The sequence below is a fragment of the Streptomyces sp. NPDC006733 genome (genome assembly GCF_040636125.1).
Taxonomy (GTDB): domain Bacteria; phylum Actinomycetota; class Actinomycetes; order Streptomycetales; family Streptomycetaceae; genus Actinacidiphila.
This window is the reverse complement of the sequence record NZ_JBEYJD010000097.1, coordinates 1-16,043: the sequence shown is the minus strand read 5'-3', so window position 1 is coordinate 16,043 and position 16,043 is coordinate 1. Positions and strand designations below refer to the sequence as shown.

Sequence of the window (16,043 nt, the reverse complement as noted above, 5' to 3'; positions counted from 1 at the left end):
GTGCTGTACGCGCGCAGCGCGGTCTCCGCCGTGTGGAAGGACTCCTCCACCCGGCCGACCAGCAGCAGGCCGGAGCCGAGGAGTACCTGCGCCGCAGCGCGGGGCTGTACCCGCTGGCTCCGGTCATCACCGCCACGGGGGTGCGCCTGGCGCCCACCCAGACCGGCGTGCCGGGCGCGCTCGCCGCGATGCTCGCCGCCGCGTCCGACGTCGCCCTGCGCGGCAGCTGGATGCGGCTCAAGGCCTGCCGCAACCCGCCGTGCCACCTCGGCTTCTACGACCGCACCCGCAATTCCTCCGCGGCCTACTGCAGCCCGAACCGCTGCGGAGCCCAGGTCGCCATGCGCGCCTACCGCAGCCGCAAGGCGAAGGAAGGGGGATCTTGACCAGGCGGCGCTTCGCCGGAGGATAGGGGGAAGAGCCTCTGACAACTCCGGCCGCGGGGAGCGTTTCCGCCGATGACCGCACAGCCCGTACGCCCTGAGCGCAGCGGTCCCATGACGACCTCGGTCATGGAACTCCCGCCGTTCAAGGCGCCCCTCGTCAAAGCGGTGTTCAGGGACGTGACCCCGCTGCGCGTCTCCCGGTCGGCCGCGTGGGCCGCCGCGTCGGTGACGCGGTCGGTGCTGACGGCAATCATCGACGGCGCGAGGAGAGCGGCGGCGGACGAGGCCCGGACGAGGCTGGTTCCCGGGGACCTTCTCGCGGCGATCGACCGGGACGTCGAACTCGAGGTGGGCGACAAGTGGTACACCCACAGCCCGACGTTCAAGGGCTTGACCGGTGGCCTGTACGACGCCGAGGGTGTCCTCGTGCCCTCGCGTCAGCGCAGCAGGTCACGCAAACCCAGTGCTGTGGTCGGTGCCCACCGGTTCGAGGCCGGGGTCAGGAAGCTGTTGCGGAGTCGGGGAGCCACGGCCGTCCCGGCGATGGTCCGCGACCTGGACGGAATCGCGAGCGCGTTCCTGACGGACCTCGCCCGCGACGCGGCCATGGTCGTCCGCGAGGGCGGAGTCACCCGTTACGGCACCGTCGCCGTAGTGATACCGGGCGAACCGTCCCCACCCCCGCCCTTCAAGGATTCCCCCCGGGGCCCGTCCGCCCGCAGCGGGGACGCGTGGACCATCAGCCGGGATGACATCCTGGCCGCTACCACGATGCAGCTGTTCGGCGACCTCCGGCAGCGCACCCTCGCCGAGGCACACGAGGCGACTCAGCCCGCCGCGGCCGGCTGAGCGCCGGTCGGACGAGACGGACACGGCCGGCGCCGAAGCCGGCTACGGGGGGCGCCGCTGGGCCCGGGGGCGCGGAGCGCGCCCGCCATCGGCAGCCGCGCCCCACGTGGGCGTTCTACGCGTTCGGATCCCACACGGCGAGCTGGTCCATCGGCTCGGTGTCGCCCGTGGTCTCCAGGACGTCGAGCGGGAGGCGGTCATAGAAGTACAGGACCAGTTCGCTCGCTGCCCCTCGCATCGCCAAGTCGCCCGGCTCGGCGTCGGCGGCGAGGTCGTCGCAGCGAACGCCGTCCGCGTCGAGCGTCAGGCGCCAGGAGCGGCCCTCGGTCGCGTGCAGGTCGATGGTCGCCGGCTTGAACGGCCAGGGGACGCTCGTCGCTGCGACGGTCGTCAGGAACTCGTCGACGCCCTCGACCGCGACGTCCGTCGGCAGCGGCTCCGCGGCCCCCTGGAGGAGCTGGACGTCGTAGGTGTGGACGGCGATCTCCTGGATCTGGTGCCGGGCCACCGCACCGCTGGTCTCCGGCGCCTGCGAGCGGCCCCACCAGGTCCAGCAGCCGCGGTCCGGGCCGGCCTCGCGCAGCGCGTCGAGCATGAGCTCGGTCGACTCGGCGAGCCAGGCGTCCAGCGCCTCGCGGTCGCGGGGCGCGGTCGGGGCGCCCTTCGGGTCCGTCCTCGCCGGGGGCTCGGCCCCCGGGCCCGCTGCGACGACGGCGGCCTGGCGGCGACGGCCGTCGCCGAGGTGCTGCGCCAGTTCGCGCAGCGTCCAGTCCGGACAGGTCGGGACCTGGACATCAAGGTCGGGGGCAGACCCGATCGCCGCGCGGAAGGCGGCCGAGCGGTCTTCGATCAGCCGCAGGACCTGGGGAAACTCCACAATGTTGTGCACCTCGGGTGTCTATCACGGCAGTCCGGCCGCCGGGTAGCGAATTTGTCGGACGAACGCGCCCCGGCCGGCCGGAGCGCGCCTGTGTGCCGCATGCCTCAGCTCTCGACCACCGGCACTCCAGCCGTGGAGACCGGCAGCGCGGTCCACTGCTGGTTGGCTCCGCCGTGGCAGTCCCACAGGATCAGCTGGGTGCCGTCGGTGGTCGACGCGCCGGGGTCGTCGAGGCAGCGGCCCGAGACGGGGTTGCGGTAACCGCCGTTGTAGGTCTGCCACTGCTGGTTGGCGCCACCGTTGCAGTCCCAGATGGCGATCCTGGTGCCGTTGGCGGTGCCGCGGCCGGTGGCGTCCAGGCACTTGCCGAGCGCCCGCACGGTGCCGTCGGTGCGCGCGGACCACAGCTGGGCGTCCGAGCCGTTGCACGACCAGATCTGCGCGATGGTCCCGTTGGCGCTGCTGCCGCCGTTGACGTCAAGGCACTTGCCCGCCACGCCGGAGCGCACCGGCCCGCCCACGGACAGAGGCGGTTCGATCCAGCCCGCGGCGTCCGCTGCCTGGACACCGGCGTTGAACCCGGCGGCCATCTTGCCGAAGCCGTTGTCGTTGGGGTGCAGGGCGTCGGACAGGTCCGCGGGCGTCAGGGCGCTCATGTCCACCAGGCGCACGTGCTTGCCGGCGCTCTGCTCACTCTGGACGATGCCCGGGAGCTGGGCGTTGAACGCCGGCCGGTAGGTCTCCTCGGTGGCGCTGGTGGAGACGATCACCGTACCGACGAGGACCGTCGCGTCGGGGGCGTCCCGGGTGATCTGGTCGATGAGCGCCTTGAGCCGGTCGGGCGCGGTCGGGACCTGGTAGTTGCGGTCCAGGTCGTTCGTCCCGATCTCCAGGGTGACCACATTGGGCCGGTAGCGGGCCAGCACGGAGTCCGCGATGCCGGCGATCTGGTCGATGCGCCAGCCGGAGTGGCCCTCGTTGTCCGGGTCGGCCATGGTGCCGTTGCGGCCCGAGCCGACGAGGTCCACCGGGTGCCCCTCGGAGGCGAGTTGGCTGCGCAGGAAGTCCCGGTAGCTGTTCCCGGACGGGCTGCCGACGCCCCAGGTGATCGAGTCGCCCAGGGGCAGCAGCCGTAAGGTGGCGGGCGCGGCCGCGCCGACCGCGGAGGTTCTCTGCTCGGCCACGGTGCCGGCCGCCGCGGGCGATGCCGCGACCACGCCGAGGGCGGCCGCCAGGGTCATGGCCAACGATGCCGCGTACTTGTTCATCAGCGATCCTCACTGATCGGGGACAGAGCACGTCGGTTTCACGGCATGCCACCCCCGTGACCGGCCGCGGGCCGGGCAGCTGGGGTGGCTCCGCTCACATCATCCAAGGGTCCACCGCGGATGGGATCCCCCGTGACACGCCGACAATTCGGTCGGACGCGGCAGCGCCGCCGCCGCCGTCGCTGCGAGTTCCGGCCCGCGAACGGCCGGGAAATCGTGTGCCCGGTTGCCTCCGGACGGTAAGATCGGCGATCTCTTGGGGAGGCGGCATGGGCAGACGACGCCTGGAAGCACCGACGCTGGAGGAGGTGGCGGCCCACGCGAGAGTGGGACGGGGCACGGTCTCCCGTGTCATCAACAACGCCGCGGGCGTGAAGGATTCGACCCGCCAGGCCGTACAGCGGTCCATCGAGGAGCTGGGCTACGTGCCCAATCTCGCGGCCCGTTCCCTCGCCGGGCGGCGCGCCGACGCCATCGCGCTGGTGATGGCCGAGCCGGACTGGCGGCAGTTCGCCGAGCCCTTCTTCTCCGAGATCGTCCGCTCGCTCGGAGACGCGCTGGCCGACACCGGGATCCAGCTGCTGCTGACCTTGGTCCGCTCGGACGCCGATCGCCAGCGCTTCCTGGAGTACGCGCGCGGCGGGCGGGTCGACGGCGTCCTGCTGATGTCCGTGCACGCGGGCGATCCGCTCCCGGACATGCTGGCCGAAGCCCGGCTGCCCACCGTCCTGCTGGGGCGCCGCTCGGGCGAGGAGTACGTCAGCTACGTCGACGCGGACAATACCGGCGGAGCGCGCAGCGCCGTCTCCCACCTCCTGCGCCAGGGCCGCCGAGTGATCGCGACCATCACCGGGCCGCTCGACCTGTACGCCGCCCGGTGCCGGCTGCGCGGCTACGAGGAGGCCCTGGCCGTGGCGGGCCTGGAGAGCGATCCGACCCGGGTCGCCGAGAGCGACTTCACCGCGGAGAGCGGGCGCCGCGCGATGGCCGAACTCCTCGAACGCCATCCGGACATCGACGGCGTCCTCGCCGCGTCGGACACCACGGCCGCCGGGGCCCTGGAGGCGCTGCGCGCGGCCGGCCGGCGCGTGCCCGAGGATGTCGCCGTGATCGGCTTCGACGACTTCCCGCTGGCCCAGCGGACCGAACCCCCGCTGACCACGGTGCGGCAGCCGATCGAGGAGATCGGCCGGGCCATGATCCGGCTGCTCCTGGAGGAGATGGAGGAGGGCACCGTGGCCTGGCGTCACGTCATCCTCCGTACCGAGCTGATCGTGCGCGAATCGACCTGACCGCCGCCGGGAGACCTTGTACGGGAGCATGCCGGGACACCTTGCGTGAGAGGCACACCGGGGTCAGTGCCGGGCGAACTGGACGCGCGTCGGTTGCACGGCGTCCGGCCGCAGGGCGATGCCGTCGATGGTCAGCCGCTCGCCGTAGATGTCGGTGATCCTGAGGGCTCCCCCGCACCCGCTGCCGTCGGGTGACAGGAAGTAGTTGTAGGGGGTGCGGGTCAGTGGGCGCCAACCGCCGCCGGTGCGGACTTCCAGCCGCGCGAGCGGGTTGCGGTGGCCGATGGCCTGAATGCCGCACCAGTGCGGACTGGATCCGCTCTTGTAGCGGATCGAGATCGCCTTCGCCGTGCCGGGGCTCACCAGGCTCCAGGTGATCGCGATCCGGCCGGTCGAGGTCGGAGCCAGCCGGGCGAACGCCTGCTCGCTGAGGTCCAGTTGCCGCGGCGCGCACGGCAGGGGGCATTCGTTGGTGATACGGACCGTGACGGAGGCGCCGTTCGCGGCGCGGACGAGCACGTGGGCCCCGCAGGCCTGGGACGTCTCGTAGTCCGCGGTGTTCATCGCCGCGATCATCATGTCGTCGCTCGGACCGTACAAGCAGGCGCCGTCGCCCGTCCCGGCCTGGTAGACCGTGGCGACGCCCCGGTAGGTGGTCCGCGGCCGGATCCGTCCGGCCAGGGACGCCGTGGCCGGAACCGCTCGCGGGGAGGCCGACGGCGGCGACGACGAAGTAGCCGCAGGAGGCGTAGGGGTGGTAGCGCGAGCCGCCGGAGTTGCGGAGGCGGCGGTCGGGGAGGCGGCGGAGGGTTTCTGCCGTGGCGCTACCGGCGGGGCGGTCCCCCGCGCCGGGGCGCCGGCCACGGCCGGCGCCTTGCCGGCGTTCCCCGCGCCGTCGCGCTGCATCGTCAGGACCAGGGTGACGACCAGGCTGGTGACGGCCACCCCCGCGGCGGCGCCCACCATCAGCCCGCGTCTGCGCCTGCGCTGCCGCGCGGCCCGGCGTGTCTCGTGCATGCTCATCCGTTCGCAAGGAGTCCAGAAGTATCGGCGTTGCACTCCTCAGTGGCCGCTGGTGGCGAAAAGGTTGCCGGCCATTCTCCGGTGGCGCGACCGGGCCCTCGCGGGTGGCCCGACCGGGGCGGGACCGCTGCATCCGGTCCCCGCCCCGCGCACTGCCCGGACGCCGCAGAAGATCGGGAGACCGAACCGCCCGCCGGAGGAGCAACTCCTCCGGCGGGCGGCCCGGTGCGTCAGTCGTGCGGTCGACGGCTGTCCGTCGACCGGTCCTAGCGGACGAGGCCCCAGGCCTGGCCGTTGTTGTAGTCGGCCGCGCAGGTCCACAGCGTGACCCAGGTGCCGTTCGCCAGCGAACCGCCCTTGTTCGTCAGGCACTTGCCGCCCGTGACGGTCCACGTGCGCTCGTTCGTGCCGTTGAACCGCTGCGGGTTGTTCAGCGAGTTGAAGTCACAGGTCCACAGCGTGAGCACCGCGCCGTTGGTGCCCGAGGCGTTGCCGCGCGGCGTCAGGCACTTGCCACTGACGTCGTGCACGATGAAGCCGCCTTCCCAGTGCCAGTTCTGCAGGTTGCTACCGGTGCAGGACCAGGTGGTGATGACCGCGCCGTTGGCGGTGCTGTTGCCCTCGGGGGTCGCGCAGTTCCCGAGGTTGTACAGCCGGTCGCCGGCGGCGTGGGCGGTTCCGGTGGCGAGCACGCCACAGCCGAGCACGGTGAGCAGCGCGAGCAGCACTGCCGAGGTCTTACGCATCACGTTCTGTTCCTCAATCGTCTTCTCCGGCCCGACGGCCGGCTCTGGGTTGCTCCGGATGGCGCCGCGCACGGGCGTGTCAGTAGACGAGGCCCCAGGCCTGTCCGGCGTTGAAGTCGGCCGCGCAGGTCCACAGGGTGAGCCAGGTGCCGTTCGCCAGCGAACCGCCCTTGTTCGTCAGGCACTTGCCGCCGTAGCGGGTCCACGTCCGGTCGCTCCGCCCGACGAACTCCTGCGGGCTGTTGGCGCTCCAGTCGCAGGTCCACAGCGTGAGCACCGCGCCGTTGGTGCCCGCGGCGTTGCCGCGCGGTGTCAGGCACTTGCCGCTCACGTCGTGCACGATGCGCTGGTTCAGCCAGTGCCAGTTCTGCAGGTTGCTGCCGGTGCAGGACCAGGTGGTGATGACCGCGCCGTTGGCGGTGCTGTTGCCCTCGGGGGTCGCGCAGTTCCCGAGGTTGTACAGCCGGTCACCGGCGGCGTGGGCGGTTCCGGTGGCCAGTACGCCACAGCCGAGCACGGTGAGCAGCGCGAGCAGCACTGCCGAGGTCTTACGCATCACGTTCTGTTCCTCAATCGTTCTCTCCGGCCCGACGGCCGGTTTCGCCACGTGTGGTGGGCCGCCGTGCCGGCGCCGAGGTGCGGGTTTCGACGCCCCTCGCCGGCATGCGTGCCTGGTTTTGGGCGTACGGGAGCCCGGCCCGCGAACGAAGACGTTCGGGGCTGTCGGCCCTGTGGAATACCCCCTGGACGAGCGCGTATCTCGAGCTGACTTGCCCTGCGCGCGCGTCGTTCACGAGAACTTTACATGCCCTCGGGACAGATGTTGATCTTCGTTCGGCGGTGTAGGTGCTTCCGGCGGATCGCGGGGACGCGCGTGGGCCGCCGGTATGGTCCGCGGCCCGTTCGGCCGCGTCCCCGCGGGCCGGCGGCCGGGCAGGCGGTTTACTTCCGTCAAGCCGGGGTCTCCGCCCGGAGGACTGTCGGTGGGCGCGCAGGGCAGGAGGCCGAGGAGTGAGCTGGGACGCGGATGTGACGGTGGTCGGGGCAGGGGCGGCAGGGCTGTCCCTGGCCGTCGGGCTCGCCACGCCCGGACGCGAGGGCACGACCGCACCGCGGGTGATCCTGGCCGAGGCCCCGCCTGGGCCGCTGCGTTCACCCGACCGGACCTGGTGCTACTGGGAGGCGGGCGAGGGACCGTACGACTCCTTGCTGGCGGCGAGCTGGAACCGGCTGCGGGTGTACGGCCCGGACGGCACGGTCATCGATCGGTCGTTGGGCCCGCTGCGGTACAAGATGCTCAGGTCGGACCGGTTCGAGGACGCCATGGCCGAGCGCCTGAGCGCCTACGGCGTCGATGTGCGGCGGATGACGGTGGACTCCGCGCGGGACACCGGCGACACGGCACTGGTCCGCGGCCGTGACGCGGCGGGAGCGCCGGCCGAACTCCGCTCGGGGCTGGTCTTCGACTCGCGCCCGCCCCGCGGACTCCCGGCGGCCCGCACCACCCTGCTCCAGCACTTCCGGGGGTGGTTCGTCCGCACCGCCGCACCGTCCTTCGATCCCGGAGCAGCCGTCCTGATGGACTTCCGCCTCCCCCAGCCGCCCCGCGGGCTGGCCTTCGGCTACATGCTGCCGCTGAGCGCGCACGAGGCGCTGGTGGAGTACACGGAGATCTCCCCCGCCGTCCTGGACGACGCGGCCTACGACCGGGCCCTGCGCCACTACTGCGCGTCGGTCCTCGCCCTGGGCGACTACACCGTGCGGGAACGCGAGCAGGGGGTGATCCCGATGACCGACGGCCGCTTCCCGCGCCGTGACGGCCGCCGCGTCTTCCTCATCGGGGCCGCCGGCGGCGCGACCCGCCCCTCCACCGGCTACACCTTCGCCGCGATCCAGCGCCAGAGCCGCCACCTCGCCGACGCCGTACGCGCCGGCCGCTCCCCCGCCCGGACGCCCGCCCCGCACGGGCGCCGGGCGCGGGTGATGGACGCGGTGCTGCTGCGCGCCCTGAACACCGGGCGGGTGGACGGCGGGCAGTTCTTCGCCCACCTGTTCTCCGCCGTACCGGCCGAGCGGGTCCTGCGGTTCCTCGACGGCGCCACGTCACCCTTCGAGGACTTCGGCCTCGGTCTGCGCACCCCCGTCATGCCCATGCTGCGGTCGCTGCTGGAACTGCCCCTGCTGTCCCGCTCCCTTCCCGCCCACCGGCCGGGACCCCGCTGAAAGGCTGTCAAGCTTCCATGACCCTCCTGCGCGACGAGGCCCTGTCCGACGCTTTCGACCACGCCGCGGCACGCTATGACCTGCTGGTCGCGGCCAGCCCCGGCTACCACGGGCACCTGCGCCGCTCGGCCCGCCGGCTGGGCCTGCCGGACGCCGGGCGCGGCGCTCGCGTCCTGGACCTGGGCTGCGGCACCGGCGCCTCCACCGCCGCGCTGCTGGCGGCCGCCGACCAAGCCGAGATCACCGCCGTGGACGCCTCGCCGGGCATGCTCGCGCGGGCCGCGGCCAAGCCGTGGCCCGCCGGGGTCCGTTTCGTCCGGGCGGAGGCGGACCGGCTCGGTGCGGCCGGCGTCGACGGGCCCTTCGACGCCGTCTTCGCCGCCTACGTGTTCCGCAACGTCACCGACCCCGAGGCGACGCTGGCGGCCGTGCGCGCCACCATGGCGCCCGGGGCACGCATCGCCGTGCACGAGTACGCGCTCAGCGGGAAGCCGGTGCACCGGACGCTGTGGACGGCCGTGTGCCGTTCGGTGATCATGCCGTTGGGGCGGCTCGGCGGGGACCCGGAGCTGTACGAGCACCTGTGGCGCAGCGTGCTGGACTTCGACACCGCCGACGTGTTCGCGGCGCGGATGCGCGCCGCCGGCTTCGCGGACGTGCGGGTGCTGCCGCTGCCGGGCTGGCAGACCGGCATCACCCACACGTTCGTGGGGCGGGTCGCCGCATGAGCGGGTCCTCCCCCGGCCGCGACCGGCTGGCCCAGCGCATCGACGCCCGCCCCGGACACCCGCGCATGGCGGGGCGCGAGGCGCGGGTGGCGGTGGTCGGCGGCGGGATCGCCGGGCTGTCGGCGGCCACCGTCCTCGCCGAGCGCGGGGTGCGCGTGACGCTGTACGAGCGCGACGCCCAACTGGGCGGCCGGCTGGCCGGCTGGTCGACGCGGTTGGCGGACGGCTCCGAGGCGACGATGAGCCGCGGCTTCCACGCGTTCTTCCGGCAGTACTACAACCTGCGGGCGCTGCTGCGCCGCACGGACCCGGGCCTGCACGGTCTGACCGGGCTGCCGGACTACCCGCTGCGCCACCGCGACGGCGGCCAGGACAGCTTCGCGCGCGTCCCGCGCACGCCCCCGCTCAGCGCCCTCGGCTTCGTCGCGCGCAGCCCCTCCTTCGGCTGGCGGGACCTGGGGCGGATGAACCCGCGCGCCGCGCTGCCGCTGCTCGACGTCGGGGTTCCGGGGGTGTACGACGCACTGGACGGGACGAGCGCCACCGACTTCCTGGCCGCGATCCGCTTCCCCGAGGCGGCGCACCATCTGGCCTTCGAGGTCTTCTCGCGCAGCTTCTTCGCCGATCCGGCGACGCTGTCGGCCGCGGAGCTGGTGCTGATGTTCCACATCTACTTCCTCGGCTCCAGCGAGGGCCTGCTGTTCGACGTACCCCGCGAACCGTTCCCCCACAGCCTGTGGGACCCGCTGGCCCGGTATCTGGACGAACTCGGCGTGGACCTCCGCACGGGCACGCCGGTGGACGAGGTGCGCCCCGAGGGCGAGGAGCGGGTGACGGTCGTCGCCGGAGCGGCCGCCGAGCGCTACGACGGGGTGGTGCTCGCCCTGGACACCGGCGGTCTGCGGGCGGTGGCCGGCGCCTCGCCCGACCTGGTGGACCCGGCGTGGCGGGAGCGCGTCGCCCGGCTGCGCACGGCGCCGCCGTTCCTGGTGTCGCGGCTGTGGCTGTCGCGGCCGGTGGCCGGCGACCGGCACGGCTTCCTCGGCACCAGCGGCTACGACGGCCTGGACAACGTCAGCGTCCTGGACCGCTGGGAGGGCGAGGCCCACCGCTGGGCGCTGCGCACCGGCGGCTCGGTGGTGGAGCTGCACGCGTACGCCGTCGATCCGGCCGAACAGCGCCGGCAGGTGCAGGAGCGGCTGGTGCACCGGCTGCGGGAGGTCTATCCGGAGACCGCGGACGCGGAGATCGTCGACGCCCGGCACGAATGGCGGGCGGACTGCCCGCTGTTCACCGTCGGCGGCTACCGGGACCGGCCGGGGGTGCGCACGGCCGACGCCCGGGTGGTGGTCGCCGGCGACCTGGTGCGGACGGGGCTGCCGGTCGCGCTGATGGAACGGGCCGCCACCAGCGGCTTCCTGGCCGCGAACGCCCTGCTGGAACGGTGGGGCGTGCGGGGCGAGACGTTGTGGACGGTGCCGCGGCGCGGCCGGTCCGCGGCCAGCCGGGCGCTGGCGGGCTTGGGGCGCTGAGCCCCGCGGCCGGGGCCCCTCGCCCCGGGCCGCTGGTTCCCCGGATCAGCCGGGGAACCGGCCGGTGCTGCGCAACGCGAAGCGGCGCTCGGCGTAGGCGAGGTCGTCCTGCCACAGGCGGCCCGCCGCGCGCCGCACCAGGGGCCGCAGCAGCGGGGCCGCGGAGCGGGCGAGCGCGAAGCCGGGGCGCTCGGACGCGGCGACGACCGCCTCGACGACGCGGGTGCGGGGGCGGCCGTCCCGTCCGGTGCCCAGCGGAGTGGCGTGGGTCTCGACCACGGAGCCGATGCCCTCGCCCTCGGTGATGCGCATGACGACGGTGCGCGGGCCCGGCGCGGTGAACTCCGCGGTCACCGGCACGACCAGGCGGCGGGCCAGTTTGAACGAGACATGCACCGTCAGCACGTCGCTCTCCTGACCGTCGTCGACGACGGTCAGGTCGACGAAGGAGTAGGGGTGGAACCAGGCGCCGTGCCACGGGTCGAGTCGGTTGGCGACGATGTCCTCCGGCTCGCAGACCCCGGTGCCGGTGTAGACGGTGGCCAGCGAGACGGCGGCGGGAGGGCGCCGGGGCACGGCGGGCGCGTCGAGGGGCTCCTCGCCGCCCGGGGCGTCGAGCCGCACCCAGGCCAGCACCCCGTCGTCGTGGGCCGGGTAAGGACTCCAGCCGGCGAACGGTGCGCCGTCGAGGGCCAGTCCGTGCCACGGGCAGACCAGGGTGCCGCAGCGCACCGGCGCTTTCGCCAGCGCGGCGCCCAGGTGCGGGCAGGCGCCCGGGCCGGCGAGCAGGGTCCCGTCCGCGGCGCGCCAGGCCACGATCTCGGTGCCGGCGATGGTGGCACCGTAGCCGGCGTCCCCTCGGACGGCGGCGCTGGGGCCCAGGACGTACCAGTTGCCAGCGGGCCGCGCCTGGGCGCGCTTGAGCGCGGCGCCGATCAGCCGGGGGGAGGCGGCCTGCCAGGTCGGTGCCTGCCGGTGCCAGGCCGGCGGGTTGCGGCGCAGACTGAGCGGGAAGCGGGGGCGCCCGCGGGCGGCCGGGCTCATCGCAGCGGCTCCTCGACGACGGCGGGGCCCGTCATCCGTCGCACGACCGTGGCGGGGCGCACGGCGGGTGACGGGCCGGCGCCGGCGGACGGGCGCGCGACGGTGCGGGCCGCGGACGCCACCACCCGGGCCGCCGCGATCTTCGCGAGGCCGGTCGCGGCGACGGCCCCGCGCCGGGTGAGCGGGACCGCGGACCGGCGGTGGACACTGGCGTACCCGTCGCGGGCGACGGCGTCGAGGATGTCCCCGTAGAGCACGAACGCGGTGCGCACGCAGGGCCGGGAGACCGGTTCGAGCATGTCCACGCCCGGTGCCGCGGCCGCGTAGAACCGGCGGGTCAGCGCGGTGGCGGCGCGCAGCGCGCGGGTGATGCGGCGGTCCCGGCGCCCGGTGCGCCGGCTCCACAACAGCAGCTCGCGGTCGACGCCGTCCGCGGCCAGCAGATCGGCGGGCAGGTAGACGCGATCGCGGTCGAGGTCCTCCCCGACGTCGCGGATGAAGTTGGTCAGCTGGAACGCCTCGCCCAGCGCGGCGGCGTGCGGCGCGGCCTCGTCCCGGGGGGCCGTGTGCCCCAGGACCGGCAGCATCTGCAGGCCGATGACGGCGGCGGAGCCGTGCATGTACCCGCGCAGAGCTTCCAGCGTCGCGTAGTCGGTCACCGTCAGGTCGCTCCGCATGGAGGTGAGGAAGTCGTCGAAGTAGCGGTACGGGATGCGGTAGCGGTGCGCGGTGTGGGCCACGGCGGTGACCACGGGATGGGATCCGCGACCGCCGTTCATCGCCGTGTGCAGGTCCTGCGACAGCGCCTGCAGCCGCTGCGCACGGTCGCCGGCCGTGCTGGGGGCGGCCAGGTCGTCGACGATGTCGTCGGCCAGCCGGGCGAATCCGTACAGCGCGTGCACGGCCGGGCGCCGCGAGCCGGGCAGCAGCCGGGTGGCGAGGAAGTACGTCTTGCCGTGGCGGGCGTTCAGGCGGCGGCACCGGTCGAAGGCCGCCCGCAGCGCGGGATCGGTGATGGCCGCGGCGTCGAGTTCGCGTCGTGTCATGCGGGGCTGCCCTTCGTCACGGCGGGAGGGGTGGCCGCGACCCGGGGGCGGGCGGCGGGCGGACCGGTGATGCGCAGGGCGGCGAGGCGGCCGGAGATCAGGACGGTGGGCACGCCGACGCCCGGGGTGGTGCCGCAGCCGGCCAGGACGGCGTTGGTGGTGCCGCGCACCAGGTTGCGGGGGCGGAAGGGGCCGGTCTGCGGGAAGGTGTGGGCGACGGAGAAGGGAGTGCCCGCCGCGTGGCCCTGCGCGGCCCAGTCCGCGGGGGTGACGAGGATTTCGCTGTCGACGGCGTCCGCGAAACCGGTCAGGCCCCGGCGTTCCAGCTCGCGCAGCACCGAGTCCCGGTAGCGGGGGCCGAGGTCGGCCCAGGACGCGGCGGAAGGGCCGACGGAGGTGTTGGGGCAGGGCGCGAGGATGAAGTGGGTGTGCTTGCCGGGCGGCGCGAGCTGCGGATCGGTCGCGGTGGGCCGGGTGATGAGCAGCGAGGGATCGCTCATCGTCCGCCCGCTGTCGGTGAGCTCGCGAAAGGTCTGCTTCCACGCGCCACCGAAGGAGATCGTGTGGTGGGCCAGTTCGGGCCAGGTGCGGTCGGTGCCGGCGTGCAGTACGACGGCCGACGGCGAGTGCCGCAGCGCCAGCGGCCGGCGCGGGCGCGCCCCGAGCAGCTGGTAGGCGACGGGCAGGTCGGGTGTCAGGACGACCGCGTCGCAGGCGATGCGCTGCCGGTCGGTGATCACGGCGGTGATCCGCTCCCCGGTGCGCTCCAGCCGGGTGACGCTCTGCCCGTAGGCCAAGGTGGCGCCGGCGTCCGCGGCGGCGGCCGACATCGCGCTGGGAACCGCGTGCATGCCGCCTTCGGGGAAATACACCCCGGCCACGGTGTCCATGTAGGCGATGACGGCGTACGCGGCCAGCGCACGGGCCGGCGGGACCCCGGCGTACAGGGCCTGGAAGGTGAAGACCCGCTGCAGCCGCTCGTCCGTGATGAACTGGCCGATCTTCGGCTGCAGCCGGCCGAACCCGCCCAGGGCCGCGAGCCGGGCCAGGTCCGGGTGGAGCAGCGCGAGGGGCGAGTCGAAGTTGGTGTCGATGAAGCGGCCCATCTGCGCCCGGTACAGATCGTGCAGCCACTGGCGCAGCCGCCGGTAGCCGGCCACCTCCCCGCCCCCGGCGAACCGGGCGACCTCCGCCTCCATGGCGGCGGCGTCGGTGTGCACGTCGAGGCTGCTGCCGTCCGCGAACCGGGCGTGGTAGGCGGGGTGCAGGGGGTGCAGCGTCAGCCGGTCGGACATCGTCCGGCCGACCGCGGCGAAGGCTTCCTCCAGCAGGTGCGGCATGGTCAGCACGGTGGGGCCGGTGTCGAAGCGGTAGCCGTCCTTCTCGATGCGTCCCGCCCGCCCGCCGGGCAGGGGATCGCGTTCGACCAGGGTCACGCGGCGGCCCGCGCCGAGCAGGTGCAGCGCGGCGGACAGGCCCGACAGGCCGGCGCCGACGACCACGACGTGGTCCGTCGGCCCGGTGACCGTCCGCATCAGCGTCCCCCGGGGAGGTCGGCGGCCGTGCCCGCAGCGGCGGGCTGCCGGGGCGGTGTCGCGACCCGGCGCAGCAGCTCGGCGAGGCGCTGGGCGGCCGGGCCCTGCAGGCCGGCGGTGACGAGGTGGCGTTCCGACGCCCGCACCAGATGCTCGATGCGCCGTTCGACCTGCGCCGGAGCCCCCGTGGAGCGCAGGGCTTCACGGGCCGCGGCCAGCGCCGGCCCGGTCAGGTCGGCGCTGCCGCGGCAGGCCCGCAGACGCTCGATGACAGCGGTGGCGCCGGTGGCGCGGGCCCGCGCGTCGGCCAGGGCCAGCAGGTACGTCGCCTTGCCGGAGCGCAGATCGTCTCCGGAGGGCTTGCCGGTCACCTCGGGGTCGCCGAACACCCCCAGCAGGTCGTCGCGCAGTTGGAAGGCGATCCCGGCGCACCGTCCGGCGGCGGCCAGCGCCCGGGAGGTGGCGTCGTCGGCTCCGGCCAGCGCCGCCCCCAGCGCCAGGGGCCGCTCCACGGTGTAGCGGGCCGTCTTCAGGCAGACGGTCTTGATGGCCTGGGCGGCCGATCGGGAGCCGGTCGCCTGGCCGTGCAGGTCCAGGTACTGCCCGGCCACCATCTCGGTGCGCATCGTGCGCCAGATCCGCAGGATCTCCGCGCGGACCGTCGGCCGCAGGTCGACCCCGGCGACCAGGTCGTCCGCCCAGGACAGCGCCAGGTCGCCGGCCAGGACCGCGGCGGACTGCGCGAACGGTGCTTGGCCGGCTTCGCGGGCACCCTCGGGGTACTGCGCGGCGATCTGCGCGTGGAAGGAGGGCCGGCCGCGCCGGACCGCCGACTGGTCCATGACGTCGTCGTGCACCAGGGCGCAGGTCTGGATGAGTTCGAGCGCGACCGCCACCCGCAGCGCCCCCGCCACGTGGGCGTCCGTACCACCGCACGCCCGCAGGGCCCACCACAGGAACCGGGGCCGGATGCGCGAGCCGCCGCTCAGGGTGTAGGTGGCGAGCCGCTCCGCGACATCGGTGGCGAAGACGGCGTCGAGGGACCGGCTGAACGTCACGAGCTCGGCGCAGCACAGCGCCAGTTCGCGGTTGACCGCACCTGTCACGTCCCCGTCGACGGCGGCGGCCGCGCCGGCCGGCAGCGGGGAGGGCGGGGAGGGCGGGGAAGGCGGGGCGTTCTGCCGCTGGGGGGTGGCGATGACAGCTCGCACAACCGACTCCGCGTGCATTCGGTCCTCCGGTCGTGACATGGCGTGTGCCGCCGGTTCGCGTGCTCCGGGCGGACGGATGCACCCGGCAGCGTTCCCTGGTCCCCGCCCGCTATGCGTCCCCCGCCGGGCGGCCGGCGTAGACCGCGCGCCCGCCGATCCACCCGATGGGCGCATCCCGCGTGCGGCGGTCAGGTGAGGGCGCCGCCCGCGACCCGCACGCTCAGCGGGACAGCCCCTAGGCGATGCCGCAGGCCAGTCAAGCGAGTTACGGGCGCCCGCG

Annotated in this window: 15 protein-coding genes; 6 read left to right on the top strand and 9 right to left on the bottom strand. The window is 74.2% G+C overall.

The genetic code is table 11. The annotated features are described in order from the left end of the window. Both ABZ721_RS40055 and ABZ721_RS40050 read left to right on the top strand, forming a co-directional pair. Window positions 1-386 (top strand): CGNR zinc finger domain-containing protein (locus tag ABZ721_RS40055; protein WP_358793771.1); only part of this gene is annotated, 386 nt, incomplete at its 5' end. Window positions 387-458: 72 nt separating this feature from the next. Continuing rightward, window positions 459-1,235: a hypothetical protein gene (locus tag ABZ721_RS40050; RefSeq protein ID WP_358793770.1), complete on the top strand. Its 777-nt coding sequence runs from the start codon at window positions 459-461 to the stop codon at window positions 1,233-1,235. 115 nt (window positions 1,236-1,350) lie between these two features. Here ABZ721_RS40050 and ABZ721_RS40045 read toward each other — a convergent pair whose 3' ends face one another. Together ABZ721_RS40045 and ABZ721_RS40040 are read right to left on the bottom strand one after the other, a co-directional pair. Continuing rightward, window positions 1,351-2,124, bottom strand: coding sequence for a maleylpyruvate isomerase N-terminal domain-containing protein (locus tag ABZ721_RS40045; RefSeq protein WP_358793769.1), 774 nt, complete (start codon window positions 2,122-2,124; stop codon window positions 1,351-1,353). A 95-nt stretch (window positions 2,125-2,219) separates the two neighbouring features. After that, entirely contained in the window at window positions 2,220-3,383 is a 1,164-nt protein-coding gene (locus ABZ721_RS40040; protein ID WP_358793768.1) for a ricin-type beta-trefoil lectin domain protein, read from the bottom strand. A gap of 269 nt (window positions 3,384-3,652) precedes the next feature. Here ABZ721_RS40040 and ABZ721_RS40035 point away from each other — a divergent pair, with 269 nt between their 5' ends. Beyond that, window positions 3,653-4,675, top strand: a complete 1,023-nt coding sequence (locus ABZ721_RS40035) for a LacI family DNA-binding transcriptional regulator (RefSeq protein WP_358793767.1) — start codon at window positions 3,653-3,655, stop codon at window positions 4,673-4,675. 63 nt (window positions 4,676-4,738) lie between these two features. Here the strand turns inward: ABZ721_RS40035 and ABZ721_RS40030 are convergent, their stop codons facing one another. From ABZ721_RS40030 to ABZ721_RS40020, 3 genes are all read right to left on the bottom strand, one after another. Further along, window positions 4,739-5,698, bottom strand: coding sequence for an expansin EXLX1 family cellulose-binding protein (locus tag ABZ721_RS40030; protein ID WP_358793766.1), 960 nt, complete (start codon window positions 5,696-5,698; stop codon window positions 4,739-4,741). Window positions 5,699-5,964: 266 nt separating this feature from the next. Next, window positions 5,965-6,444 carry a ricin-type beta-trefoil lectin domain protein gene (locus ABZ721_RS40025; RefSeq protein ID WP_358793765.1) on the bottom strand — a complete coding sequence of 160 codons (480 nt, stop codon included), beginning with the start codon at window positions 6,442-6,444 and terminating at the stop codon, window positions 5,965-5,967. Window positions 6,445-6,523: 79 nt separating this feature from the next. Then, the gene (locus ABZ721_RS40020) at window positions 6,524-7,000 is read right to left on the bottom strand and encodes an RICIN domain-containing protein (protein ID WP_358793764.1); all 477 of its coding nucleotides are present in this window, start codon (window positions 6,998-7,000) and stop codon (window positions 6,524-6,526) included. A 455-nt stretch (window positions 7,001-7,455) separates the two neighbouring features. Between ABZ721_RS40020 and ABZ721_RS40015 the strand changes: the two genes are divergently transcribed. The 3 genes from ABZ721_RS40015 to ABZ721_RS40005 are packed head-to-tail and all read left to right on the top strand — an operon-like array spanning window position 7,456 to window position 10,927. Next, complete coding sequence (locus ABZ721_RS40015; RefSeq protein ID WP_358793763.1) at window positions 7,456-8,667, top strand: lycopene cyclase family protein; 1,212 nt, start codon at window positions 7,456-7,458, stop codon at window positions 8,665-8,667. 17 nt (window positions 8,668-8,684) lie between these two features. After that, window positions 8,685-9,395 carry a class I SAM-dependent methyltransferase gene (locus tag ABZ721_RS40010; RefSeq protein ID WP_358793762.1) on the top strand — a complete coding sequence of 237 codons (711 nt, stop codon included), beginning with the start codon at window positions 8,685-8,687 and terminating at the stop codon, window positions 9,393-9,395. Continuing rightward, window positions 9,392-10,927 (top strand): FAD-dependent oxidoreductase, encoded by a 1,536-nt coding sequence (locus ABZ721_RS40005; protein ID WP_358793761.1) that lies wholly within the window; start codon window positions 9,392-9,394, stop codon window positions 10,925-10,927. Before ABZ721_RS40010 ends, ABZ721_RS40005 begins: the two co-directional genes overlap by 4 nt. Before the next feature lie 45 nt (window positions 10,928-10,972). Here ABZ721_RS40005 and ABZ721_RS40000 read toward each other — a convergent pair whose 3' ends face one another. Genes ABZ721_RS40000 through ABZ721_RS39985 form a run of 4 tightly spaced genes read right to left on the bottom strand, consistent with a single transcriptional unit; the run spans window position 10,973 to window position 15,763 of the window. After that, window positions 10,973-11,971 (bottom strand): DUF5914 domain-containing protein, encoded by a 999-nt coding sequence (locus ABZ721_RS40000; protein ID WP_358793760.1) that lies wholly within the window; start codon window positions 11,969-11,971, stop codon window positions 10,973-10,975. Continuing rightward, window positions 11,968-13,017, bottom strand: coding sequence for a phytoene/squalene synthase family protein (locus ABZ721_RS39995; RefSeq protein WP_358793759.1), 1,050 nt, complete (start codon window positions 13,015-13,017; stop codon window positions 11,968-11,970). The genes ABZ721_RS40000 and ABZ721_RS39995 overlap by 4 nt, the downstream gene beginning before the upstream one ends. Then, the gene (gene crtI, locus ABZ721_RS39990; RefSeq protein WP_358793758.1) at window positions 13,014-14,552 is read right to left on the bottom strand and encodes a phytoene desaturase family protein; all 1,539 of its coding nucleotides are present in this window, start codon (window positions 14,550-14,552) and stop codon (window positions 13,014-13,016) included. Before crtI ends, ABZ721_RS39995 begins: the two co-directional genes overlap by 4 nt. Continuing rightward, the gene (locus ABZ721_RS39985) at window positions 14,552-15,763 is read right to left on the bottom strand and encodes a polyprenyl synthetase family protein (protein WP_358793757.1); all 1,212 of its coding nucleotides are present in this window, start codon (window positions 15,761-15,763) and stop codon (window positions 14,552-14,554) included. The genes crtI and ABZ721_RS39985 overlap by 1 nt, the downstream gene beginning before the upstream one ends. Window positions 15,764-16,043 lie beyond the last annotated feature (280 nt).